The 24,454-nt window shown below is 46.1% G+C and carries 27 protein-coding genes; 17 read left to right on the top strand and 10 right to left on the bottom strand.

Going from position 1 to position 24,454, the window contains the following annotated elements; all coding sequences use genetic code 11:
- Positions 1-361: 361 nt before the first annotated feature.
- Positions 362-2,386, top strand: coding sequence for a hypothetical protein (locus FD09_RS10775; RefSeq protein ID WP_057821217.1), 2,025 nt, complete (start codon positions 362-364; stop codon positions 2,384-2,386).
- Between the two features lie 143 nt (positions 2,387-2,529).
- Here FD09_RS10775 and FD09_RS10770 read toward each other — a convergent pair whose 3' ends face one another.
- Both FD09_RS10770 and FD09_RS10765 read right to left on the bottom strand, forming a co-directional pair.
- The gene (locus FD09_RS10770) at positions 2,530-3,045 is read right to left on the bottom strand and encodes a GNAT family N-acetyltransferase (protein WP_057821215.1); all 516 of its coding nucleotides are present in this window, start codon (positions 3,043-3,045) and stop codon (positions 2,530-2,532) included.
- 70 nt (positions 3,046-3,115) lie between these two features.
- A complete protein-coding gene (locus FD09_RS10765; protein ID WP_057821213.1) occupies positions 3,116-3,646 on the bottom strand; it encodes a helix-turn-helix domain-containing protein in 531 nt (176 codons plus the stop codon).
- A gap of 490 nt (positions 3,647-4,136) precedes the next feature.
- Between FD09_RS10765 and FD09_RS10760 the strand changes: the two genes are divergently transcribed.
- On the top strand, positions 4,137-4,721 hold the full coding sequence (locus FD09_RS10760) for a deoxynucleoside kinase (protein ID WP_057821211.1): 585 nt from the start codon (positions 4,137-4,139) through the stop codon (positions 4,719-4,721).
- Positions 4,722-4,904: 183 nt separating this feature from the next.
- On the top strand, positions 4,905-5,099 hold the full coding sequence (locus tag FD09_RS10755; RefSeq protein ID WP_057821209.1) for a hypothetical protein: 195 nt from the start codon (positions 4,905-4,907) through the stop codon (positions 5,097-5,099).
- 338 nt (positions 5,100-5,437) lie between these two features.
- Here FD09_RS10755 and FD09_RS10750 read toward each other — a convergent pair whose 3' ends face one another.
- From FD09_RS10750 to FD09_RS10725, 7 genes are all read right to left on the bottom strand, one after another.
- On the bottom strand, positions 5,438-6,250 hold the full coding sequence (locus tag FD09_RS10750) for an IS1634 family transposase (protein WP_235812266.1): 813 nt from the start codon (positions 6,248-6,250) through the stop codon (positions 5,438-5,440).
- 707 nt (positions 6,251-6,957) lie between these two features.
- A complete protein-coding gene (locus FD09_RS15995) occupies positions 6,958-7,614 on the bottom strand; it encodes a DUF2326 domain-containing protein (protein ID WP_083487795.1) in 657 nt (218 codons plus the stop codon).
- Positions 7,615-7,680: 66 nt separating this feature from the next.
- Complete coding sequence (locus tag FD09_RS15990; RefSeq protein WP_083487794.1) at positions 7,681-8,682, bottom strand: hypothetical protein; 1,002 nt, start codon at positions 8,680-8,682, stop codon at positions 7,681-7,683.
- On the bottom strand, positions 8,648-8,905 hold the full coding sequence (locus FD09_RS17105) for an ABC-three component system middle component 6 (RefSeq protein ID WP_057821207.1): 258 nt from the start codon (positions 8,903-8,905) through the stop codon (positions 8,648-8,650). Before FD09_RS17105 ends, FD09_RS15990 begins: the two co-directional genes overlap by 35 nt.
- Positions 8,883-9,203 (bottom strand): hypothetical protein, encoded by a 321-nt coding sequence (locus tag FD09_RS10735; RefSeq protein ID WP_157053775.1) that lies wholly within the window; start codon positions 9,201-9,203, stop codon positions 8,883-8,885. Before FD09_RS10735 ends, FD09_RS17105 begins: the two co-directional genes overlap by 23 nt.
- A gap of 33 nt (positions 9,204-9,236) precedes the next feature.
- On the bottom strand, positions 9,237-9,479 hold the full coding sequence (locus tag FD09_RS10730; protein ID WP_057821203.1) for a hypothetical protein: 243 nt from the start codon (positions 9,477-9,479) through the stop codon (positions 9,237-9,239).
- The gene (locus tag FD09_RS10725; RefSeq protein ID WP_157053774.1) at positions 9,460-9,702 is read right to left on the bottom strand and encodes a hypothetical protein; all 243 of its coding nucleotides are present in this window, start codon (positions 9,700-9,702) and stop codon (positions 9,460-9,462) included. The genes FD09_RS10730 and FD09_RS10725 overlap by 20 nt, the downstream gene beginning before the upstream one ends.
- A 629-nt stretch (positions 9,703-10,331) precedes the next feature.
- On the opposite strand from FD09_RS10725, the gene FD09_RS10720 reads away from it, so the two are divergent.
- From FD09_RS10720 to FD09_RS10680, 9 genes are all read left to right on the top strand, one after another.
- Entirely contained in the window at positions 10,332-14,141 is a 3,810-nt protein-coding gene (locus FD09_RS10720; RefSeq protein WP_201782876.1) for a SpaA isopeptide-forming pilin-related protein, read from the top strand.
- A 1-nt stretch (position 14,142) separates the two neighbouring features.
- The gene (locus FD09_RS10715; RefSeq protein ID WP_057821197.1) at positions 14,143-14,385 is read left to right on the top strand and encodes a hypothetical protein; all 243 of its coding nucleotides are present in this window, start codon (positions 14,143-14,145) and stop codon (positions 14,383-14,385) included.
- A 42-nt stretch (positions 14,386-14,427) separates the two neighbouring features.
- A complete protein-coding gene (locus tag FD09_RS10710) occupies positions 14,428-14,751 on the top strand; it encodes a DUF961 family protein (RefSeq protein WP_016376174.1) in 324 nt (107 codons plus the stop codon).
- 18 nt (positions 14,752-14,769) lie between these two features.
- Entirely contained in the window at positions 14,770-15,141 is a 372-nt protein-coding gene (locus tag FD09_RS10705) for a YdcP family protein (RefSeq protein ID WP_057821195.1), read from the top strand.
- Positions 15,142-15,218: 77 nt separating this feature from the next.
- Entirely contained in the window at positions 15,219-15,482 is a 264-nt protein-coding gene (locus FD09_RS10700; protein WP_003606402.1) for a hypothetical protein, read from the top strand.
- A 4-nt stretch (positions 15,483-15,486) separates the two neighbouring features.
- Positions 15,487-15,732, top strand: coding sequence for a hypothetical protein (locus FD09_RS10695; protein WP_225421032.1), 246 nt, complete (start codon positions 15,487-15,489; stop codon positions 15,730-15,732).
- 34 nt (positions 15,733-15,766) lie between these two features.
- Positions 15,767-16,015 carry a hypothetical protein gene (locus FD09_RS10690; protein ID WP_057821193.1) on the top strand — a complete coding sequence of 83 codons (249 nt, stop codon included), beginning with the start codon at positions 15,767-15,769 and terminating at the stop codon, positions 16,013-16,015.
- 18 nt (positions 16,016-16,033) lie between these two features.
- A complete protein-coding gene (locus FD09_RS10685; RefSeq protein WP_057821191.1) occupies positions 16,034-16,321 on the top strand; it encodes a hypothetical protein in 288 nt (95 codons plus the stop codon).
- Positions 16,318-17,700, top strand: a complete 1,383-nt coding sequence (locus FD09_RS10680) for an FtsK/SpoIIIE domain-containing protein (RefSeq protein WP_057821189.1) — start codon at positions 16,318-16,320, stop codon at positions 17,698-17,700. Before FD09_RS10685 ends, FD09_RS10680 begins: the two co-directional genes overlap by 4 nt.
- Positions 17,701-18,078: 378 nt before the next feature.
- On the opposite strand, the gene FD09_RS10670 is transcribed toward FD09_RS10680, so the two are convergent.
- Positions 18,079-20,778 (bottom strand): TrlF family AAA-like ATPase, encoded by a 2,700-nt coding sequence (locus tag FD09_RS10670; RefSeq protein WP_045600996.1) that lies wholly within the window; start codon positions 20,776-20,778, stop codon positions 18,079-18,081.
- Positions 20,779-21,215: 437 nt separating this feature from the next.
- On the opposite strand from FD09_RS10670, the gene FD09_RS10665 reads away from it, so the two are divergent.
- The 5 genes from FD09_RS10665 (at position 21,216) to FD09_RS10645 (ending at position 24,408) form a co-directional block, all read left to right on the top strand.
- The gene (locus tag FD09_RS10665) at positions 21,216-22,406 is read left to right on the top strand and encodes an XRE family transcriptional regulator (protein WP_057821304.1); all 1,191 of its coding nucleotides are present in this window, start codon (positions 21,216-21,218) and stop codon (positions 22,404-22,406) included.
- Positions 22,396-22,722 (top strand): hypothetical protein, encoded by a 327-nt coding sequence (locus FD09_RS10660; protein ID WP_057821185.1) that lies wholly within the window; start codon positions 22,396-22,398, stop codon positions 22,720-22,722. The genes FD09_RS10665 and FD09_RS10660 overlap by 11 nt, the downstream gene beginning before the upstream one ends.
- A 130-nt stretch (positions 22,723-22,852) precedes the next feature.
- The gene (locus FD09_RS10655) at positions 22,853-23,587 is read left to right on the top strand and encodes a DNA-methyltransferase (protein WP_057821183.1); all 735 of its coding nucleotides are present in this window, start codon (positions 22,853-22,855) and stop codon (positions 23,585-23,587) included.
- Positions 23,588-23,685: 98 nt separating this feature from the next.
- Positions 23,686-23,907, top strand: a complete 222-nt coding sequence (locus tag FD09_RS10650) for a hypothetical protein (protein WP_003606383.1) — start codon at positions 23,686-23,688, stop codon at positions 23,905-23,907.
- A 3-nt stretch (positions 23,908-23,910) separates the two neighbouring features.
- Entirely contained in the window at positions 23,911-24,408 is a 498-nt protein-coding gene (locus tag FD09_RS10645) for an antirestriction protein ArdA (protein ID WP_057821181.1), read from the top strand.
- The last annotated feature ends 46 nt before the right edge of the window (positions 24,409-24,454 follow it).

The following is a 24,454-nucleotide window of genomic DNA, read 5'->3' as shown; positions in this document are numbered from 1 at the left end:
CACGAAATATGGTGGGAAATCTTATTTTACGATTCCTTATAGTGGACAAGAGACTGTGGAATAGTCCAATTATGTATGTGGGATATTTTTGACGTTCTTAGCATCTCCATCAACGCGATTATACAACCCGCTTTGTTGATCAATGACAAAAAGATCCCTACACGCATTAAATTGGTGATTTAATGACGTGGAGACCTCGTAAAGTGTCGATATCAACACCGCAAAATTATTTATTGGTGCAGTAACTTACAGAATATTTGTGGTTCAAATCACACAAATTGACGGGCCACTCATGCTAAAATCAAGTTATCAATAGTTGGGGCTGGAATTAACTGCACGGCTTGTGAATTGGGGAATAATCATGCAAAAAGCAGGCAAAGAAAAACTTTCCACGCAGTGGCTGAAGATAAGCACAATCTTTTGGGTATTACTAGCGCTCTTGGCACTTTGGGGAACCTTCGCGTCATTTCATCCAGCTGCTCCGCCGCCCTTGCCGCGCAATCAAACATTCGAAAATGTAGCGACTGTGCAGGATGATTCTGGACGTGTGACGGAACACGCCGCCTTGGTTGGCAAGGAATGGTACACGATCGACCGCGATACCTATCAAGCATGGCAACTGCAAGGCGGCGGCATTATGCGGACGAATGCTCTGAAGGCGCCGCATAGTGATGTGAGCATTACTAATTTCTGGAAGGGAATGCTTTGCCTCGGTTTGCTGGCAATTGCTTTGTTACACTTAAGCCCATTACTCCTTCCTCATTTCCGCCGGTCAGACGATGCGCTGTTCATGCGTCGAGCGGAGCGATTTAGCCAAGCTACTCGGGGAATTGTGGCTGCCTTCATGATTATGAGCGTGGTTCGGTTGGTCATTGGCCCACTCGCTGCGCGGACTTGGACGGCTTATCAAACTCGCAACAATCCCCAGGTGACCGCGACAGTCCTGGCCAAATTGGATCAAGAAAGCCACCTGAGTTCTCCCCGGTTCCGGCTGGTCAACCATTATGTACTGTTGGCTTATCTTGACGGAAACCACATGACCCAGGTGTGGCAATCAGTCGGCGTCGGTACAGATTCTGTCATCACAACAGGGACCAAGGTAAGTGTGGTCCCGTTAACCGATACTGATCGCGTCGTCCGCTTGATCCCGCCAAGGAATCGATTGATTGTGCTCGACTGGTTTACGGACGGAGTTTTAATGGCATTATTTATGGCCGTCGTCCTGGTTTGGCCTTTTTTGGCTTGGTATCGACAACGCAGCCTGGATCAGAAAAGGGAAATGATAACCGGGTCACTCCCGCTTTTTCCCATGACCAGCATGGCGTTTATCATGAGTATGGTCGTCTTGTGTACCGCCTCTGTATTGCAATACAACACCTCGGAGAACTCTGGCAGAACTAACATGAATGCGTTGGTCACTTACAAAACTGCCCAGGCCGCTTTACGCAAACCATCTAAAGTACCGCCTGCAGCGTCTGAACCAGGGACACAATACACCACCTTTGAGCGTTTGGTCACGTATTTTTGTCACCCAATGCTATCAGACAACAACGGTGCTATCCGTAAGGAGATGTCGCAGAACAAAGAGGCCCTTGGTCAGCTACAGAAGCAGTTGGTCCAGTCAACGACCCCAGAAGGCCAGGATCTCAAATTATTTGCAGACCATGTCGCCGAGTTTTACCATTACATATTGACGGGCGAAAGCGTGATCGACCACATCCAAGAATTTCAGGTGTATCTAAGTGCCGAGACGGTGGAATTGGGACATCACTATTATCGTGGGAAAATACCACCCATTTTGCGCCAACACGCTGAAGATTACGAGGTATTGTGGAGTAAAGATAGCGACGCCGCCAATGCACACAAAGATAACCAGATGCGGTGGATTATGGCTGAACGTCTCAAGAGCAAATCATCCATTGAGAAAGCTAAGAATCCGCTAGAGACGCTTTTCGACACGGAAGACCGATCAAATGGGATTTACGACGACAGCCAAATTCACGTCAAAGGAAAAACCATCACCACCCCTGGCTATAAGTTTACGTTCACCAGCGCCAAGACTCAGGGACAAGGTGTCGTGGTGTATTTCACAATGACTAATCTGACTCAAAATCTCTATTTTCGAACCGATCCCACACAATTGCTCGGTGTGGGTTTCACGTCTACCACTGATCAGTTGTCTTCCGCCTTGAGCACATCCACTGACGGCGATGGTTTGTGGGGTGAAGACCAGCAACGGGTGCAGAATTTGCGGTATATGCTAAAGCCGCGATCAACGGCGGAGCTGGCTGCGTATGTGACCGACTTGGATTCGCAGATGCCGCTGTACTTTATGGTTGGCGGTGGTGATTTTGCGCCGGTAGTGGGGACGATTAAGTTGCGTTAATTCTCTATGCAAAAACGGCATGGCCTCATGGGGTACTTTCCCCCAGAAGCTGTGCCGTTTTCTTATTACCTGTAACTTTGATTCGGACATCAACTCGGACACTCTTATGTCCAAGTCAATCACTTGGACACAAATCAGCTAAATCAACTCGTCGATTTCTTTAACTCTTTACTGAGATACAAAACGAGATCATCATTGTTCAAGCTGGTGGCATTCATCGGTAACGGTCTATCTTGATACCAAACGCCGCTGCCATCTGGCACGTAACCCCGTTTGATGTACAGCCGCTGTGCCGGACCGTAGCCGGCATGAAGTCCGACTCCCAAACTGACGGCACTAGATTGGTGTGCTGCCATATTTTCAGCAACGTCTAACAGTGCACTGCCGACACCGCGTCGCTGGTACTTTTCAAATACATTAAAATCACTGATTTCCGGTAATTGACCAATGAAAGGACCGGCAAGCGCCAATGGCAGCAAAGTCACATACCCGGCCACTTGGCCTTCCACCTCTGCAACAAATACCTTTTGCTGGCCAGAGTTTTGCTCGCTCAGATACCGCTGCAATACAGCTGTTCTGGCGGGCCAACCTTGTTCGGTAAAGTGCTCATCAATGTCTGCAATATCCTTTTCAGTCATTGGTCGAATCAACATGGGCATCTTGCTTGCCACCCTTCCTCATGATGTTTTTCCCTGGTAATCACTGCTCGCATTTTCTACACGTACGAGTTCACTTTTGTTTTGGCATCGCCATTATTAACGCCGTCTCAACACGATCATACTGCTGCTTGGACATTCTTTGTTTCAACTGATGGCTGCGATTCTTGAACAATCGGTAAAGTTCTGTCCTGTTCAGCATCATTTCCAGTGCTGTCTCCTGCAATTGGTTTTGCAGGCGTTTATTATTCTCGATTTCCGACAAGGTGCTATAGCTGAAACCCAGGATTTGGGAAAGTTCCCGTAAACTTAATCCTATTCGCACACGCTGGTCTCGAATTTCAGATGGTGTCAGATAGTTGGCGTCCTTTCGAAAGGCTGCGTAAATTACACGCGTATTTTTGTCGGGATCATTGATGGGTAGAAGATAATTGGCAGTGTTGCTGACATCCTTATTCACTGGTACCCAGTATTCACTTTGAACGGAGACATCCAAGTTTTGAATGTGAAAAGTTTCAGGGACTTGGATCACGAAATACAATTCATCCGTTTTGGTTGGCTTATGGACGTACCGTTTCTTTTCAACAATCTTAGGTTGTGTCATGGCTCACCACCCTCTCTCAGACCAGGTGCGTCAAACTATGCTATGCTTGTTTAGCTTCCGAGAAAGCCCTTACTCACCGGTAACAGTATACCTGAGACTGCTTTTCCATCGCAATCATCAAGGCTGCAGTTAAACAGATTCCATCACGTCAAGGTTTTAGTATTCATCCATCACAGCTGTGATGTTTTTTGCACGGTTGGTCATTATTGTTGATGAAGTAAGTAATGCGACATGTGACCACTCAGAGCAGGATAGAACAGGTCAGTTAGCACTCACATTCCACGAGACTGTCGTATTCCCATGACATAACAGGTTTGCTAATATATATTCTAGCCAGCGATCGAGGGACATCGATGTGGCCAGTAATGATCCCGCCCTAAGAGCAACTAATCATAGGCACTACCGCTTGTACACGGACAGCTTAATCACCTTCTGAGTTTCCCGGTATTCCACGAAAAGTCATTTTGCATCACAGGAGGAAGAATAAAAAATGACCACCTTTCTATCATTACAGGGATCAATGGCAGTGGGAAAAACGACTGCCTTGAAATATCTGCAAGAACACAGCTCCAAGGCAACGGTCAGCTATGAGGAGAACCGCCATGTCATCGCCGAAATTCACGATCGACAGTTGGACAAGAACAACTTTGGAGATTACGTTGAAATCCAGCGCTTGTTCATCCAGAACGAGCTGGATCGCTACAAAAAATATCGGAACGAAAAATGTGTCGTGATGGATTTTGGCTCTGAGGAAATTTACTTCCATACGCTGAATTTTCCACTATCCAAGGGTCTAAACTGGCCAGTGGCAGACACTTTGGCCGATGAACTGAATGAGCTTAAAGAGATTCTTCCAAAACGAATCTTGTATTTACGAGCGTCACTCAAAACATTGCGACGAAACAAGGAGAATGATCTCACGAGAGATCGTGGGTTCTTCGATACTTATGTGACCACGTTATTGCCCTTGAAAGAAAAATGGTTTGCTAATGACCACACGGTAGACTTTATCGGCGTTGACAACTTGAGCTCAGAGCAGCTGGGCTTTGCTGTCCAGGAATGGGTTGAGCAGTAAGGTGTTTGAAAATCAGTTGAAGATGATTCCCCACTGCTGCGACCAACAATCCGACAAAGTTTGTTCACTTTAACGCTTTTTCTGTAACCAGATCGAGCTCATTCAGTTCGTATTCCCCCACAACCACTAAACGACACTGCTAAGTTGTCAAAAACACAGATACACAAACCAGGAGACGATAACATGGACCCGAAATACGCTGCAAAAGATAAGTTTCACGCTTTAGACAAAGAAGTTGCCACCATCTCAACCAAAGTTGATGGCCAATTCAATACGCTTAACGTTAAACTTGATGGAGAGTTTAATGCAATGCGTGAGCATATGAATGCCCAATTCTCTGACCTGGAGAGCCGCCAAACAAAGTGGCAATCGCTGTGATCGCGTTAGTCGTGAGTCTGATTAAGATTCTATAAAGGCCGTTCTTAAAAAGGCCGCTCAACAATGGTTAGGACCATTTGGTGAACGGCTTTTTACCTTGATCTCAGTAACACTCATAACGAGGCTGGATTTATGATATCAAAGCTATCGTAAATTGCATCCTGATCGGCTTGTACTTACCGCACTTTTGGAGCCCGAGAAACTGGACAAACAGCTTCCGTTCAAACTCTTCTCGGACGAAACTAACAGCCTACGGCCGTTCAGCCGGTCTTTAATGTTACCGAATCCTTTTTCGATGATGTCTTTGGAACGGTAAATGTGTAGGGCTTGCGCGGCGGTCATCTTCTCGTTGGTGAGCAGCATCCAATACCCGCAGAACTGCTTAGCCTGTTTGATGACATCATCTTTGGCAACACCTGACGGACCCGTTTTGGTGTCGTCTTGACCTCAAAAAACTTGGCGTAATCTTTGGCATGAGCTTCAATGTGCTTGCCTGCTTGCAGTTCGTGATACAGCTTGCCCAGACGTTTATCCAGTTGGCGGACATCTTCGGCATGCCGATCACTATTGAAGTACAGATGGAGATACACCCGTCGCTTGATCTGGAGTGTGTCTTTTTTGTAGGGTCGCACTTGTTCATAGGCCCATTCAGTCATGACGGTGATCCCAGACACGCCACTATTATCGTCGTAGTTCTGGAACTGCTGCAGTTCCTCCATATGATCCAATAAATTGGTGCGTACCAGCTGAAAAACGGTCTGAATACCAATCAACAATTTTAGGTGTTGGCCCAGTAGGGCATCGATGTTGACTTTACTATAGAACCCGCGGTCAATGACCAGCTTGGCCTTATCAATTCCCAGCACTTCTAAATCATCCAACAGATTAATTACCGTCTTCACATCGGGAATACTGCCCGACAGCTGGCGATAATAGAATGGCAAACCAGACTGTCCACCATAGACGACCAGAAGATTCAACTCGGCTGATGGATCGTACTCTTTATTGTGGCCGTACCGGACCTGCGCCAATCCTTGGGAATAGCTGGATATTGAGGTACTGTCGTAAGCCCAATATTCGTCTGGAATACGCCGCTTGCTTTGCCGGCGAAAGAAGTCGTGGATTTGGCCATCAGTAATTTGGTCAAACAAATCGCTGCTCTATTGAGAAGAGATTGGATGGTTTGCGGGATGATCGTGCAGGTTCTGCCAGTGGTTAGAGCGATACAATGTGTTTCCCGGTTCTAACACCAATACTCCGCAATGGACAGGATCATGTCCGCCAGCCCTCCGAAACAAACCTTCAAATCTTGGACTAGACTCATGTTTACGGCAAGCTGAGTAAGCAAATAGGTAGCGCCGTAATACTTGTGCGAGAAGTCCTGGTTGACTTTAACAAGTTTCGCTTTGGCGTTCCGGTTCCGTCGTTCAGTGGGCACAATCGCACCGGTGGTTGGGTCGACCAGCCAATTAAGCGCCGGGTACTCCGTGACTGTTTTTTTCCTCGTCCCAGCGGGATTTAGAGTCGTAGGTATAAGTGATGCCGAAACGTTTGTCCTTCTGACAGACGATTGTTATGTGAATTCCCCTCATATCGTTATGAGTAAAACACATAACGATGAAAAAAGAAATAGAAAATGTCGAGAATCGTTGACAGATCAATGATTACTAAGAACTTCCCAAGTATGTGTTACCGAGATTTAAAATACAATTGATGAATTTTCCAAAAGTATAGCTTAGTCTGAAATATATAAAACTAATAAGCCTGATTCAACTTATGAAGAACTCAGAATTACGAAACACAACAAAGTTAAAACTTATCGTTGTTAGGATTGTGATGCATTTTCAAAAAGCAATCTTCAAATTGTGTGGCTATTTGTCCTTGGATCGTCAAAAAGTCTACTGTTTGACGAAAGTTTTACAAGGCCGTAGTCATCTTGCTGTTTCTCAGTGAATCCGGAGGAATCTAGCTTTTCTTTCAAAATGGCCACAATATATTGGACTCCGCTTTCATGTACAATCTCAGTAGTCGCAACAAGACTAGGTCCTTCGATACTTTCAAGAACATCATGCACAACAAAATGAGGAACCTGTTTGTCATCATCAACGGCAAACCGTTGATATGCCAAATCATAGGCTGCAATCAGAGACTTTCTGGTGCCAGTACTGGTACCAGTGAGGTCAGTAATATGCAACGGAAATTGCGAGACGTTTGGAACATAAGTCAATACAGGTCGCTCACCATTAATACGTTCTGCATAATTAGTAAAATAACGGTTAAAAGCCGATGTTTTTTTGGAATACGTCTCCTCAGTACTTTCAGATTGATCGAGCAACGATTCTAGTTGTTTCTTAATAGAAATACGTTCTCGATCAAATTTTGCCATTGACTCTAAAAGCTGTTCTTGCTTACTTATCTCCTGTTCTCTTTGAGAAAGTTGTTTCGTCAGATCCATATATTCATCAAGTCGATCATCCGCAACTAGTACAAGAAGAGCCTCGTTACCACGAGTCAAAAGTTTTTGTTCATGACGAAGAGAATCAATTTCCTTAGATATGTTAGTTTGAACATCCTGAAGGTATTATATTTTATTTTGATAAAGCTTTTGGTTGAAAATAACTAAGTCAGAAAAAGACTTATCAAGCTGGGGTATTAGTGACTTGATTTCATCAAAGAAATTCAATGTCAGTTGATTGCTCATTGCATTTTCAGAATCAGAAACAGTCTGCGCAATAAGTCGCTTGGTTTGCTCCAATTGATAATTGAGCTTTCCAATTTTGTTTGTCAATTCGGAGTATCTGTTTCTTATTGTCGTAAGGTGCTTTCTGTTTTTTGTAAACTGTTCTAAACTAACAATATCATCAATCTGCTCCTTGAGTCTATCCCTCTGATAAACTAACGAAGAAATTATCTGCTTTATTTCAGCTGGTTGATGCGCTTGTTGTACACGTTTAAATTGTTTCTCAGCCTCAGTTACAATTTTAAGCTGTTTTTCAAGATTTCCACGGTTTTCATCGACACTTGGATCTGAGATGTCAAACAAAAAGTTATAAACTGATCGGTATGTTGCAATAGATGCACGCGGCAAATTGCGCAAAAACGTGTCGGTATCACCCGACATCGTGATTCTCACAAATGAACTTATTAATTGACGAAACGTCGGATGTTTATCTTGTGTATTGAACAGTATCTTATTCAGTTCAATACGATAAGCAGATTGTTTTATCTGTTTTCCATCAATAAAATAGTGTCCACGCTTAAAAAGTCCAACTCTGAGTGTATGCATAGCTTTAGGATGATTAATATCATCAACAATTGTCAATTCAGCATTCGCCTGATTGTCAATAATATAGCGTTCCAGTTCTTCTTCTGTACTATTCGTTTCCGGATCAAAATATAATCGGTCTCTTTCCTGCGCGCCCATTGCAATATCGATAAGCTTAAGAAACGTGGTTTTACCAACTTTGTTGTGTTTTCCAGATGATTCTGTGTCTACAACAAAATTAACTCCATCATGAAAATCAATATTCTGGAGCACATACTTGTCACTAAAATTTATGATTTTTAGGTTCTTGATGTACATACAATTCGCCTCTCTCGTTAATTACAATTTTATCGAGTAAATACAAAAAACTGAGTGCAAGATTAAAAAACGTTGGATTAACATTCATACGTAATTGATCATTTAACTTGTTCATTAATGACGAATAGTCAAGACCGGAATCAATTGATAAAATTTCTTCTACAACGGCCGAGAGGTAATACACGGTGTCCTGTGGTGCCTTATTTAGATCCAATAACAGCATTACCCTCATCTCCTTGATTTGGATTTATTAATACTTTGCATTTCATGATACCATAGCTTACGAGTCCGTTAACGTACATATTAAGCTTCTCAACAGAAATTTCTGACAACTTAAAATCTGGGTCCAGTTGAATTGTTCGTTTTAAAGTATCGATGATTTTTATAAGTTGTTCATCGCCATTCCCGACAACCAAGTCAGAGCCATTATAAGTAGCATTCAGATAGAATAATTCATTAAGCATCTCCATCAGCGGTACACTGTCTGGCATGTCTTCAACAACTTTCTCGATTACAAACATTTGATTAGATGGCTTAATTAAGATATGCTGATATCACACAACATGATTATAAATGAGCTTGTCCTTGAATCCAGCCGGAACTGTATTAACAAGTTTTCCAGAACGCGTGAGTGATGAATTGATTGTCAGCATTAAAAGCTTGTACACATCAGAGGGGGTCAAAATGGTTTCTTCAAAATTAAAGTTCATTGTCGAATTATTGAAGTTAAACTCACCATTTTGTTGTACGACATTCTCACTATTTTTAGCAGATTGATTAATTCGATTTCCCGCCATTATCATTCACCTGTCCTTGATTAATCGCACCATTTTGTTGAACAATATTAGTTCCATCAGCATGTTGCTTCGTCTTTAAGTTTACGTGGATCAAACCTTGAATTTCTTTATGGTTTCGCCAACTGATGATCACTGCAATGATACTGAATATTGAAGCGGCAATGCCCAACACCGAATTAAATGTCTCCATCTTTTTACCCCATTCTTTTGAATATGTGGACAAGTGAATATATCCGGACTACTTTTCTACTGAATTATACCCGATTTTTACAATTGCGTACACTGTTATATCCTGAACATTTAGAACTTAACTGGAAACTACTGTGTTGTCGAAGTAAATCTTATGTGTTCAACAAAAGCAGCCCGTTTGGACTGCTTTTGTTGAACATTTTCAAAAATTATTCTGAAACCAAATGAACTGTTTACATTAGTTCACATTCGAAAAACGTTTTTACCTATTTTTCGTTCAAGTTGCCAACTGTGTTCCTATGTCATTCCCACTCTGTTGCCCTGAAAAGCCGAATGAGCGCAAATGGGCGCTGTTAAAGGCTTTTTAATTTCGATGAACTCAGTTATATCACAAAAAACCGCTTTGGAAGCAGCATAAAAGTTGCACAGTGCAAATTGGAGAAAATCTCATATCAACAGCAAGCGTAGACCCTCAATGTCCGAGCGGTCTATTTTTATTTTCTGTTATTTATTTGCCTCCGGTTTATTCACCGATGAATAGTCGCCCGTTAATCTTCTAAATAAAATAACGAAATCTCATTGCTGAACCGTGATTAAGATTCGCTTTTGTTGCACTTAGTTCACACGCTGCTACTGAAAAATAAGAATGGAGGAATTACATTGATGAAAGCAGTTCGGCGAACCTCTGTATTCGCCGCCTTAATTGCGATCTTCATTCAGCTCTTTATCCCGACCTCAATGGCGATTGCTGCCAGCATGAACAATACTAAGGTGGCAGACTGGCGCAACACCTGGCACCTGCATTTGTTCAATGGACTTCATTGGACAGACGAAGGTATGTGGATGAAGAAAGTGGATGACAAAGTTGCCTTCTGCGTGGAGCACGGCGTTGATCTCGATATGAGCGGTTCCGGTTACAACCCCAGCACTTACTCCGACAGTAAGAAGAATCAACTAGCTAAGATTGCTTACTACGGCTACTACCAAAATCCAACCAATCGCAACTACGCCGTGACCCAGATGATTATTTGGGAAACGCTCGGCGATTCGTTGCTCACAACACCAAACAAGACCTATCAGTCTGAAAAGAAAGCAATCCTTGATAAGGCCGCCGCGCATAATCGCAAGCCGTCGTTCAACAGCAAACAGATCACGCTCGCAGTTGGTGATTCAATCACCTTGACTGACACTAACGGACGGCTCGCGGCTTTCGCTCAGCAAACCGCCAACACCGCGAACCTCAAGATCAACAAGTCTGGCAACAAGCTCACACTGACAGCCACTGCCCAGTCGAAGGAATCCGGCAAGGTGGCTTACGCGATTGCGAAGGCCGCTGACGTTGGTACTTCTTTCGTCTACACGAAAGGCTCACAACAGAAGCTTGTCAACTTCAAGTTGTCCAACAACGGTGAGTTTAGCCTGCCAATCAAGGTCAACTTGAACGGTAACGTGAAAGCCAAGAAGGTTGATGCCGACACCAACAAGGCGCTACCGGGCGCCAAGCTCAAGTTTGAATACAACGGCACTACCAAGGAAGTCACGACCGGTACTGACGGTTATGCCGCTCTGAACGGGATCAAAGCTGGTACCAAGATCAAAATCAGCGAAGTCACCGCCCCGAACGGCTACATCAATAAGGGTGAACTCAAGGAAGTCACCATTGAACCCGGCAAAACCGTAGAAGTTATTCTTGGCAACAAAGAACAGCTTGGTAACGTGACCCTCGCCAAGATTGGGCGTGAGTTCGGTAGCGACATGTTTAATGCCTACTACTCACTTAATGGCGCTGTCTATGGGATCTACACCAGCACCGGTACACGGGTTGGCGCAATCACCACTGACGGTAACGGTAAAGGCACCTTGCAGAATCTCAAGCTCGGTAGCTACTATGCGCTTGAAGAAAAAGCCCCTGCTGGCTATATTCTGAATACGGCTAAGCTGCCGTTTGAATTGAAGTATGCTGGTCAAACTGTCGCGGTCACCACTGCTCACGTCGATACGACTGATCAAGAACAACGCGGCACTGCCACCATCGAAAAAATTGACACCGTTACTGGTAAGCAACCACAAGGCGCTGCCATCCTTAACGGTGCTGTCTACGAACTCCACCGTGCGGCCGATGACAAGCTCGTGAAGTCAGTGACGATTGCCAACAATACCGCGTCCGTTTCCGGTTTGGAACTGGACGATTACTACTGGCAGGAAGTTAAGGCGCCAACTGGCTACATGCTTAATCCACAAAAGTACACCTTTAAGCTGGCTTACGCTGGTCAGAACGTCACGACTGCAACTGCTACGACGACGGTCAAGGAACAAGTCATCACCGGTGACCTCGACTTGCTGAAATACGGGAACTACGACTGGACAACCCAAGGCAAAGGCACTAAGTCGGTTATGCTCAAGGACACGCAGTTCACCGTCACCAGCAAGACCACTGGTAAGGTTGTTCGCACTGCCCTCACCGATGCCCAAGGGTACGTGAAGTTTGTGGATCTGCCTTACGACACCTACACCGTAGCTGAAACCAAGACCCCAACGGGCTACAACGGCATCAAGCCGTTCACGGTCACAGTTGATGGCACCCAGAAGTCCCAACATTATAGCATCGAAAACAAGGTCATTGAAGAAAAGCTGCGGGTAGTTAAGGTCGATACTGAAACCGGTAAGACCGTCCTACGCGCTGGTGCAATCTTCCGTATTAAGAACCTGCAGACCAAGAAGTACGAAGTTCAGCCAACTGCCGACAAGACCGGTACGACTGATAAGTTCGCTACCGACAACTCCGGTGAGTTGATCACCGCCGAAGCACTTGGCTACGGCAAGTACCAGCTCGAAGAAGTTCAAGCTCCAGAAGGCTATGTACTGGCTAAGAAACCAGCCAAGTTCACCATCAACGGCAGCCATAAGGACGGCATCGTGGTCATCAAGTTCGCTGACCTCTCCCAAAAGGGTGTCGCCACCTTGACCAAGACCGGGGCTACCCCGGTCGCCGTCGAAAAGGTTGAAACTGAATACGGTGACCAGTATAAGTACCGCTACGACTACATCGCCCTCGCTGGTGCGAAGTTTGAGTTCAAAGCAGCCGAAGACATTACGACTGCTGACGGCACGGTTCGCGCCCACAAGGGTGACGTGGTTGCTACCGGCACTACTGATGCCCGAGGACAGATTCAAACTCCAGAACTCTACCTCGGCAAGTACACTGCAACCGAAGTATTTGCACCAAACGGGTTCATCATGAACACCGATCCGATTGCTTTTGAACTCAAGTATGCCGGGCAAGAAGTGACGGTGACCTCCACCTCACTTAAAGCCAAGAACGACTTCCAACAGCTCGACATTTCGCTCAACAAGCAGGAAGAAAGCATCACGGGCTGGAAGGACAATCTCCCCGAAATCAAGAACGTCGCCGCCAATGGTCAGGTCTTCGGCTTGTTCACCCAAGGCGAAACCAAGATTGGCGAAACTGTGATTCCGTCTGAATCACTGGTTGCCACCACGACGGTCAAAGATGGTAAGGCTGAATTTGACGCAATCCAGTTGCCAGAAGGCTACTACTACGTCAAGGAACTTGATGCCGGTGAGAAACACGACTTGAATACCACCATGTACGGCTTCCACTTCCACACCACCGACAACGAGAAGATCAAGCACATTGACCTTAACGACGGTAAGGTGATCGACAACAAGCTCCACGAAAACGAACTGGCCTTCAAGAAGATCAATGAAGTTGCCACACTGGTTTCGGGTAAGGGCTACTCCTACGCGATGACCGGCAACGCTGCTGGCGCAGTTTTTGAACTGCTCGACACTGACAAGAAGGTCATTCAGACTATCACTGTCGGCAAGGATTCCACTGGCTCCATCAAGCACCTGCCTGTGGGCACCTTCTATCTCCGTGAATCCAAGCCTTCTGCTACCAGCCTCGTACTGTCTAAGGAAACCCTCAAGCTCGTCTCCACAAAGGATGGCGTGACAATCTTTGATAGCAAGGATAAGCAGATTGGCGAGACCAAAGCTGACGCCAAGGAACCAACTATCACCTTTGAACTGACCAACGATTTGATTAAAGGCACAGGCGAACTGACTAAGACCGACGTTTCCACCGGGAAGAGACTGCCAAACACCGGCATCCATATTCTGGACGAAAACGGCAAGACGGTTGTATCTGGCCACACTGACAAGAACGGGGTCTTCTCCTTTGGCAACCTGCCCGCTGGCAAGTACAGCTTCCAAGAATATGACGCACCAAAAGGCTACGAAATTAGCGAAGCCTTCGTACCATTCGAGATTACTAAGGATGGTGAAATTGTGAAGGCCGTCATGACCGACAAGCAGACACCTAAGCCTGGCCTCCCGCAAACCGGTAACGCGACGTCTGGCTGGCTCATCGTCATCGGTATGGTACTGCTGCTCGGCGTCCTCGCTGCAACGGTTGTAATCGGTGGTGCCAAGAAGAAAGACGGTAAGTAACATGCGCATTTCTTCTATTAACATGTACCCCGATCCCGATGGCGACTTGCTGCTCCAAGGCGACATCGTACTGGATCATGTACTCATCTTGAAAAACGTGAAACTTATCGAAGGTCAGTATCGCTGGTATATCCAGTTCCCACGATACGCTGATGGTCGCACGGTTCACCCAATCTCCAAATCATTTTACGATTATCTACTTCAACAATTAACCGAATACTATCACCAAGCCACAGCCGAGTAGCCCCACTACCCGGCTTTTTGAATACGAAAGGAAGACTACAACATGGAACTCAAATTTGTTGCACCAAACATTGAAAAGACGTTCGGCCACCTGTATTTCGGTTCGCTCAAGCGCGAACTGTCAGAAGGTGATCGCGACAATCGCAAGGTTGTCTCTCGCATTTACGAGTTGTTCTCCGACTTGCAGCGTACCGACAACATCGAGATCACCATTCCAGCGAAGAAAGGTGACAAGGCCGAAAGCATTGAAGTTGATGCGCCAGTCACCATCATCAAACCGCGCATTGCGACCATTGGCTACCGGATTGGTGAACAAGCCTTTGTGCGCTACATCTGCAATGCCGACGATATTGTTCCAGTCAAATAAAAGAAAAGAGGAATCCACATGCGATTAGCAGAAGGCATCGTTATAGATTTAGAAGAAACCTTTGGCGTCTTGAAATTCTCCGGCCAGCGCCGCGAACGCTTCGTGCAAGACGAAGACGGCAACCGTACCGACGACGTGAGGGAACGCACCTATGACTTGAAGTCCATGAAACAAGGAATGATGATCCAAGTTTCAATTCCGGCAGAGGCAGGGGTCAAAGACTTCAAGTACAACCAGATTGTTACTTTGGTGGACCCAGTGATCGACACCGTGGCGAACGCGAACTTCAACCGTGTTGAAACTTCCTGGTACATGAAAGCCAAGGATCTCGTGATTGCCACCGCACCGGTCAAGCCGCAGGAGAAGCCAAACACCAATGACAAGAAATAGCTGCTCATTTCTCCACTCCTCGCGCGCGCCGCCCACTGCGGCGGTTGCTTACCACTAACGAAAGGAGTTGATCACAGATGATGACTTCCACATTGACCGTAGTTGGTCGTGAAGTGTTCATCGACGACTATAACGAAGAAATCGATAACGACTACCGCCTTGACCCAGACGAGATCCTGCAAGACATGGTGGAACTCATGGAAGAAAGCCCTGAATCCTACCAACACCTGCATATCGATAGCGAACAGACCAACGACGGCATGAATAAGCTGTTCTCGTTCACTTCATACGAGGGTGAAGATGGCTTACGGCTCTCGTATCTGGGCGTCAGCGATGAATGAGGATGTGAGATTGATTCAACCACAAAATTTTGAAATCACCGAATTCATCGAAGACTACACCAGACTGGTCAGAACAGATGGTGTTCCCCCAAGCGCCGACTTTTTACAAGAATTGGTCGCTGATGCCGCAGCACAGGCAATGGATGGTCAGTTCATTATCTGGGTTGATGACGACACGATTGATGACGAACCAAAGGAATTCATTTTCAACTTGCTTGAAGACGCCGTTATTTATATGGGTGTTGATTGAATTTCGTATTGCCACAAATGAAAGGAGCTTGAAAATGTCCGCAATGAATATCGACGGATTCTTGGAAGACTACCCCGCGTTAGTTGACCCTGATTTCCATGATCCTAGCCCGGATGCTTTGATCGACATGGTGCTGATGGCTGCCGAACAGGCAATTGCTGGCGAACCGTTTTCCGTTTGGGTAGACGGCGAATGTACCCGCGATCACGAATCCAAAGAATTCAGCTTCAATATCGACACCGAAGACCGACAACCCGCTATCAAATATATTGGCGTCAAGTGACGCCCAAAGGAGAACACTATGAACGATCAAGTAACTCTCGTCAACTTGGACGACTTTCAACTTCACTACGAACGCATTGCTGACTTTGACAACGGTGCATCACCCACTGGTGACGTCATCATCAACTTAATCGACGCAGCTAATCACGCGATTCAAGCTGGCATGAATGCTTGTGACCTGATTTTAGCCAGCGAGCAGTGTGCGAAACCCGAAGCCTACCTTAAAGGCGCGCGCTTTAGTTTCAACGTTTCAAGTAGTCCACTTGGTCTCGTGATTGGCTACGACGGAGTGAACATTGACGAATGAAACTCACGTATCGCGGTACACGGGTCTATCCCCGTCAACGCAACTTACTCTACAACACGGCGATGACGGTTGTGGTTTGCTTGTGGGTAACTGGAGCTGCCATTGCCTATTGGCCGCTGCTAAGACAAATCAACTGGAAATTCTTTAGTTGGCCGGACGTGGTGGCCTTGCCTTGGTCATGGCTGCCGCTGGTTATTAACAGTTTATGCACGGCACTACTCTTTGGCCTTGGTCTGTGGGCTTATCGAACTTGGTTTGCGGATTCCTACAAGCAGATGGAACACCGCCAAAAGCTCGCCCGCATGATCATGGAGAATAAGTGGTACCAAACCGACCAGTCCAACAGCGAGAGTTTCTTCAAAGACTTAGGCTCAACACGTACCAAAGAGAAGATTTCTCACTTCCCAAAGATATACTACCGGCTCAAGGACGGACTGATCCACGTTTCCGTTGAAATCGTCATGTCTTCCTATCAAGACCAGCTCCTACACTTGGAGAAAAAGCTCGAAGCCGGTCTTTACTGTGAGCTGGTCGACAAGATTCTGCACGATTCTTATGTCGAGTACACCTTGCTTTACGACACAATCGGGAAGCGGATCACCATCGCTGACGTGACCTGTGAACATGGCTCCATGCAGCTCATGGAAACCGTGGCTTGGCACTATGACGCGCTGCCGCACATGCTGATTGCTGGTGGTACGGGCGGTGGTAAGACCTACTTTATTTTGACGCTAATTGAAGCGTTGCTGAAAGACGGTGCCCAGCTCACCATTCTTGACCCGAAAAACGCTGACCTAGCCGATCTGGCTGATGTGATGCCAGGGGTCTACTCGAAGAAGGAGGCCATGCTGGGTGCACTTGAAACCTTCTATCAGGACATGATGGCGCGCAACGACAAAATGAAACAAATGGACGGATACAAGACTGGCGAGAACTACGCCTATCTTGGACTACCCGCCCATTTTCTGATTTTTGATGAATATGTCGCCTTTATGGATATGCTTGGCCGTGATGCCATGCAAGTCATGTCCAAGCTCAAACAGATTGTCATGCTTGGCCGTCAAGCTGGCTTCTTTCTCGTGTTGGCCTGCCAACGCCCTGACGCAAAGTATTTGGGCGACGGGATAAGAGATCAGTTCATGTTCCGGGTCGCTCTTGGGCGCATGAGTGAGCTGGGCTATTCCATGATGTTCGGCGAAACCAACAAGGACTTCTTCCAAAAACCAATCAAGGGACGCGGCTATGTTGACACTGGCGGTAGCGTGATCTCTGAATTTTACACACCACTAGTACCGCGCGGCTATGATTTTCTCGCCAAAATTGGCGCCGCAGCCAATACCGTTCCTGCAACACCACTAGATTTAGGAGGTTCTAAATAAACAAGGACGTTACTATCGAAAATCGGGCCCATTTTATAGCCAACTTTCACGAGAATGTTCCCTTCCAATCGAATGAGTACGCTGAAGACCAACTGCAATGGATGGCGGTGCATGCGCATGAATATCCTGACTCTCAGATTTGGATGGACATGCCAGGAGGAATGACTGCTAGTGGCTTTCCAAGGAGATTCTTGTTCAGTGTCTACACTACCGACGGCGGCAATCTAATTATGACTTATACCAACGTCACAGATGAAGGTGAGGAAGACTAATGCTTGAGGTCGCGGGATCGAAAAGCTACACTCGAACCACATTGAAATCTTAAAGTTAATGACTGCGGACAACTATTTGAAGGAATTCCATGTCGCAAAGATTTCTTTAAACGCCCCGACTAAATGCATAGCGTTCCTCACGTTTCTGAAATGCACGTTTTCCTCCCTCCAACACTTCGCAAATTGCGTTTTGCATTGTGGAATTCTCAATAGGTCCTTGGGTGTATTGAAATTGCCGACCATTGGTTGCAGTCGAATCCATAACTTCCTCAGCAAGAGTCACACACTCGCTGTCCCCACCAACTAATACGTTGGCATTATGAGTAACCACGAATAGTTGTCGATGTTGTTTCTGTTGTCTTAGATACGAAACGAGTTCGTCATATATGGCCTTGTTATCAAGTTCGTCTTCAGGCTGATCAATTAAGAATGGTTTGTCAGCTTTATCAAGACTAAGCTGCATCATTAACAGGATGAATGCTTGCTTGCCTTCTGACATCTCCGAAAAATCCTGATCCTTATAGGTGATCTTATAATTGGTTGAAATGAATTCCAGTTCAGAAAACTGTTCTAGCCATGAATACGGAGATATGCCTGCGCGAAATGGAGATTCAGATGATGTGGCCAAATCGCTAAGTCTCAAACATCTTTTCATCATTCCATGAATACTGCTCGAATTGATAGATTCCAATTCACCAATATTTATAAAATCATCTTCAGAGTCAAGGTTTTCCAGCTTTGTTTTAAACGCAACCGAGTGCACCTTAAAACTAGAAGTCACGAGACTCACTAATTTTTGGGGGTCTACGGCAGAAATAATCTCAAATTTTAGATTACCATCCTCGGTTTGATAGATATTTTTTGTGAATAGAGCTTCACTAAAAGTTAGCTCATCCAGTATCTGATCCAGTAATTCATCCCTTGAGATTTTGAGCTTTTTAAGAGCTGCAATCGCAGCAGTCGTATCTTCAAGTATTTGCTTCTGCTCAGTAAGAATTTTTTGAAATCTCTGTAGTTCGGGAGACCGCTTCTGCTGGTCCTGGTACTGCTTGTATAATTCAGTAGCAAGCAGTGCTTTAATCTCTTTATTTTTTCCTGCAACAAAATGTTTCTTAGTTTGAATAAGTGAATTAATTTTCTCTTCTAATGCAGAATTCAAGGCACTCACCTGATCAGAAAAGTCATTTATAATATCTTTGACAACCTGTCGGGTATATTGCCGCGCTTGCGGGTTCAGTTGAACCATTTCTCCTTCATTGAGTTGCGTTAACTCTTTGATGTCATCTTGAGCCTCTTTCGCTGCTGTCTGAAGTGTATGTCCCTGTTCAAGCATCTGGTCTACCGCGTGTTGATCAACAACATTGGACTGTTCTTGAAGCTTTTGTACACTCTGGTTTAACGCAGCAATATTACTTGTAATTGTTTGAGTATCCTGCTGAGAACCCAGCTTTGTCTCAAAATCGCTGATTTTCTGATTTAGTAATTTGAGTTGGCTAACATCCTTAACAATCAAATCATGCTTTTGTCGACGATAATTGGCATTCTCATCCTTGATGGTATCGATATCGGTCAAAGCCGATAGTGTGTTTTCAATAAAGTTATTACGAGCTTGTGCATCCCGGGCTATTTCTTGCAATCCATCTTGATAAATGAACCTAATATGTCCTGCGGCGCTTGATGTACTACCATCCGCGTATTCTAGCACACACTTGTCACTCAATTGATTGATAAGTTCATCATAACCCGAATTGTTACTCTTAAAATGTTCCACGCCACTTGCAAGTTTGCTAATTACTGAAAGCAGCACTGACTTGCCGCTCGATCGACCACCGATGATAGTATTCAGATTTTCCGAGAATTCCAGCTTATTGGTTCCAAATGACGAATTGTTGAGTTGGAGAGATTTAATGACTTTCGATTTTACAGGGGGTTCAGGTTTATTAGCTTGAATTCTTACACGCAAATCTGGTTCATACGTAATTTGCTTCAACCCTTCAAAAGTTTGTTCAGCCTTAATCCAAGTGAAAGAAGACGGTGGAAAATCGTGTAACTGCTCATATCGGTGAGCATCGCATCCGGTAATCGCTGGGAAGACTTTACCGAAGCAATTGCCGTCTGATAACAAATACTCCCGATCTCTTTCTCCCTGGACGGTTTTCGCTTGAATGATGTTAACCGATCCTTGAATAAATTCTTTGCCATTCATTGATCCGTTGCCATCTCTTAGATTAGGGCCATCGCCACTATTCGGGAGCATGACTAAAACTGACTCTGCATAGTTATTGCCAAATGTATCCCGGAGCGCCTCTAAAACGCCAGAGGTCGTGGGCATATAATCGACTCGATTGTCATGAACGATTGTGTCAATATCATCAACGTAGTTGAGTTTCTTCCCCGTTGCCGTAGGAGCCTTTAACGCACGGAGAAACTTATTTAGCTTTTTTTCCTCAATTTCTGGGCTAAAAATCAAATGTACATTAACGAAACTGGTCGTCTTACCATTTTCAATCTGCTTTTTTGAAGGCAAATCTGTTACTCGGATCTCGACATTCGGGAATAAAACGATGTTTGAATTAAGTCCCCAGGAATTACGATGCTTTCGTAGCCTAAAAAAATTGCTGGCTGAAAAATAGTCGGTGATTCCAAGAACATCAGCACCATACTCATTAAGTTCCCGACAGTACCGTTTCCAAACTGCCTCTTTGTCTGTTTTTAGATTCTCATCATCAACAAAATTATCTTGCATATGGGTCTCAGGGGTGTGGAGATGCATATCCCAACGAGACCAACTAGACATTTTTTCCATTTGTACTCCCCCAAAATCACTCACTGGTTTTCATCAAAACGCATATACATCATTGCAACTAAAGTGCATCGTAATGTTAAGTCCATATTATATTGCTCATTATACCGCACATTTCTGCCCCAGACACTCACAAGAAATGATATTAGTCTTGGCTCAGGAGCGTTCTTTCGCATGAACAATCAAGAATCTGTATGCGACCTCCTTGCCGCACTCGCGCGGCGGGCAACGCGAAAGCCGCAAGCGTGAGCGGCAGCGGTCGGCGCCAGCCGACCGCTTACCCCCAGTACTCTAACAGGGGGGTATTAAATACAACGTCTGTGCCTGAACACGGGGTAGAAAGGTGGATATGACGGCATTCATACGAAAATTAGCAAATTGTGGATGGCACCGCCAATCCACAATTTTTATTTATCAAGAAAGGAGTGAGCCATTCGGACATGGAAGAATGGACAGACGCGGTTAGATCCCGCCGAAAAAAACTGGGACTGACCCAAGTACAGGTTGCCCGCCGGTTAGGCGTTACCTCGCATCATTTTAGCCAAATTGAAAGTGGCCGGACTAGCCCTAGCGCATCGCTGCAAATGGAAATCGACCGGCTGCTCAAGAACTGGAACGATGAACCAGAACTAACGCTAATGTTTGACTACATGCGTGTACGGTTCCCGACACATGACGCCAAGACTGTGATCACCAAGATTCTCGGTCTGACCCCGGAACACCTGATATTTGAGGAACATGGCTTCTACGGCTATTCGGCTATGTATATCTTCTCCAACATTCAGGTCATGGTGGCACCGGTCGGCTCCAACCTCGGCACATTGGTTGAGATGAAAGGCCAAGGGTGCCGCGAGTTTGAGGGGATTCTGCTTAGCCACGGTGAGAACTGGTACGACTACTTCTTACGGGTCGATGAAGCTGGTGGCATTTTCAAACGAGTTGATATTGCGATTAACGACATGGTTGGCCTGCTGAATATCCCCGAACTGGTCGATAAGTGTCTGAACAACGAGTGCATCTCCGTCATGCGATCGTTCCAAGGGCTGCAATCAGGAAAGCTCGTGGATCTCGACGAGGTTGGCCGAGGCAATACGCTGTACGTCGGCACGATGAAAAGCGACGTGTATTTCTGCATCTACGAAAAGGCTGCTGAACAAGCGGCCAAGCGCGGCATCTCGATTGCCGATACCCCAATCATCAACCGATTTGAGATTCGTTTGAAAAACGAGCGGGCAATTAAGGCGATTGAGAACATGCTGATAACCCGTGACGCTGAAAAGGTTACGTTTGATATCATCACCCGCTATATGCGCTTCGTGGATGAAGTCCCGGACAAAAGCCGCTTGAAGTGGCCGGTCAACGAACGTTGGGCATACTTCCTTGGCAAAGAACGCCAGCCGATTCGCTTAACCACCGATCCCCAGCCCTTTGACCTGAACAAGACCAAGGCGTGGCTCCAAAAGCAAGTCATGCCAACGCTCAAAGTCATCAAAGAAATCGACAACTACTTTGGCACCACTGACTTGCAGCTCATGATCAAGGACGCCGAGCTGACCGACAAACACCTCAAGCTGATTGAACAACAGACTGTTGGTAGCGAAGAGCTAGGAGGTGACATGTTTGGTCAATGACGTGCTGGCTTCCCACCCGCTGCGCGGTAAAGCATTCAAGGACTGTGTGCTGAACGTTTACGTCTACGAGGCCGCGCTAGTCGGCGTGGTCGAACACAAACAGTACCGGCGCATTTGTGACATGAACAGTTTTGCCTTCACAGCACAAGACTACATCGCTTGGCGGCACCAGCAACAAGAACACCCGGCGGCATTGATTGGCCGCGATGGGCGCGCCTTGAACTACGGCGAGCTGCGCCGACTGCTTTATCAAACTGCCGAAGAATCAGGCTGGCCGGTCTTCGCTGCACCAGTGGAAGACCTGTTTTTCGATTAACAAACTTGGTCGCGATTGACCGCGCCAAAACAATCGCAATTCAAAAAGGAGTGATGGTCACAAATTCAACTAAAGGAGTATCAACGCAATCGAACTAGACGTCATCTACAATCGCGATTGTCTGGAAGGTATGGCGGACTTACCGACAGCCTCTATCGACATGATCCTGTGTGACTTGCCGTATGGCACCACAGCAAACGCTTGGGACAAGGTGATTCCGTTTTCCCACCTCTGGGGTCAATACGAACGGCTCATCAAACCTCAAGGCGCGATCGTGCTAACCGCAACTGAACGTTTCTCTGCGGACTCAGTGCAATCAAATCCAGCCTTGTATCGCTACAAGTGGGTCTGGATCAAGAATACAGTCACCAACTTCGTCAACGCCAAGAACCGTCCGCTATCCCGGTTCGAGGAGATTCTCGTCTTCTCAAAAGCGGGCACGGCCAATTTTGGCAACTCTCCTGATACAAAAGGTATGAATTACTTCCCCCAAGGACTGCTCCCCTATAACAAAACCGTCAACTTGCGTAAGTACGAGAACTCAAATCAGTTACACCCGCGGAATGCGCCCGACACGTACACGCAAGAGTGGACTAACTACCCGTCTGACGTACTCAACTACAAGTCTGATCGCACCGGCTGGCACCCGACACAAAAGCCCGTCTATCTTTTTGCCTACCTCATCAAGACTTACACCCAGCCCGGCGAAATCGTTCTGGATAATTGTATGGGGTCTGGCACCACCGCGATTGCCACAATAGACACTGACCGCCATTTCATCGGCTATGAAATTAGCGAAGAATACTGGCGGCGCGCCCTTGACCGCATCAAGCACCACCACGCAACCCAAACTGAACTATTCTGATTCGTCACTCATGAGCCGGTCGCCGCTGACCGCGCCAAAACAGCGGTAATCTCGAAGGGAGCCCCGGTCACAAAACTAAAAATCAAAGGATGATTATTATGAATTTCGGACAAAACTTGTTTAACTGGTTCACCTCCAACGCCCAGAGCTTGGTGCTGATGGCGATTGCCATTATCGGTGTTTACCTTGGCTTCAAGCGAGAATTCTCTAAGCTCATCGGTTTTCTGGTCATTGCGATTATCGCCGTGGGGCTGGTGTTCAACACTGCTGGGGTCAAGGACGTACTGTTGAATCTGTTCAACCGCGTCATGGGAGCCTAGCCGATGGACGACATCAAAGTCTTTATTGCCAATCTTGGCAAGTATAACGAGGGCGAGATTGTCGGCGCATGGTTCACGCCACCAATCAACAACGAAGAACTCGCAGAAAAATTAGGACTGAATGACCAGTACGAAGAATACATGGTTCAGGACTACGAAGGCCCCGTTGTCTTTAGTGAGTATTCAACGATTGGCGAGATCAACGAAGCTGCCGCAGCCGTCGAAGCGTTGAAAGGCACCGAGATTTACCCAGCTATCAAAGAGCTTATTGGCGAATGGTACGACAACGTGATCGAACTCGCCGCACACAAGGATGACATTGCCTGTTATCACGTTGCGAACATGGCTGAGTTGGCCGAAGAACTGGCTGACGAAGGCTGGTTCGGCGACATTCCGCCACAAGTCGAAAACTATATCGACTATGCCAAGGTCGGACGTGACCTCGAAATTGAAGGAGGTTTCGTTGAAACACCTTACGGCATCTACCAATTATTAGACTAACTCTCTGGGCTGGCGCTACAAAAGGCGTCAGCCTTTTTATCTCACT

Origin of the sequence: Schleiferilactobacillus perolens DSM 12744 (genome assembly GCF_001435585.1) — a bacterium.
GTDB classification, from domain to species: domain Bacteria; phylum Bacillota; class Bacilli; order Lactobacillales; family Lactobacillaceae; genus Schleiferilactobacillus; species Schleiferilactobacillus perolens.
The sequence above is the reverse complement of the archived record's forward strand: the minus strand, read 5'-3'. Positions and strand labels throughout refer to the sequence as shown.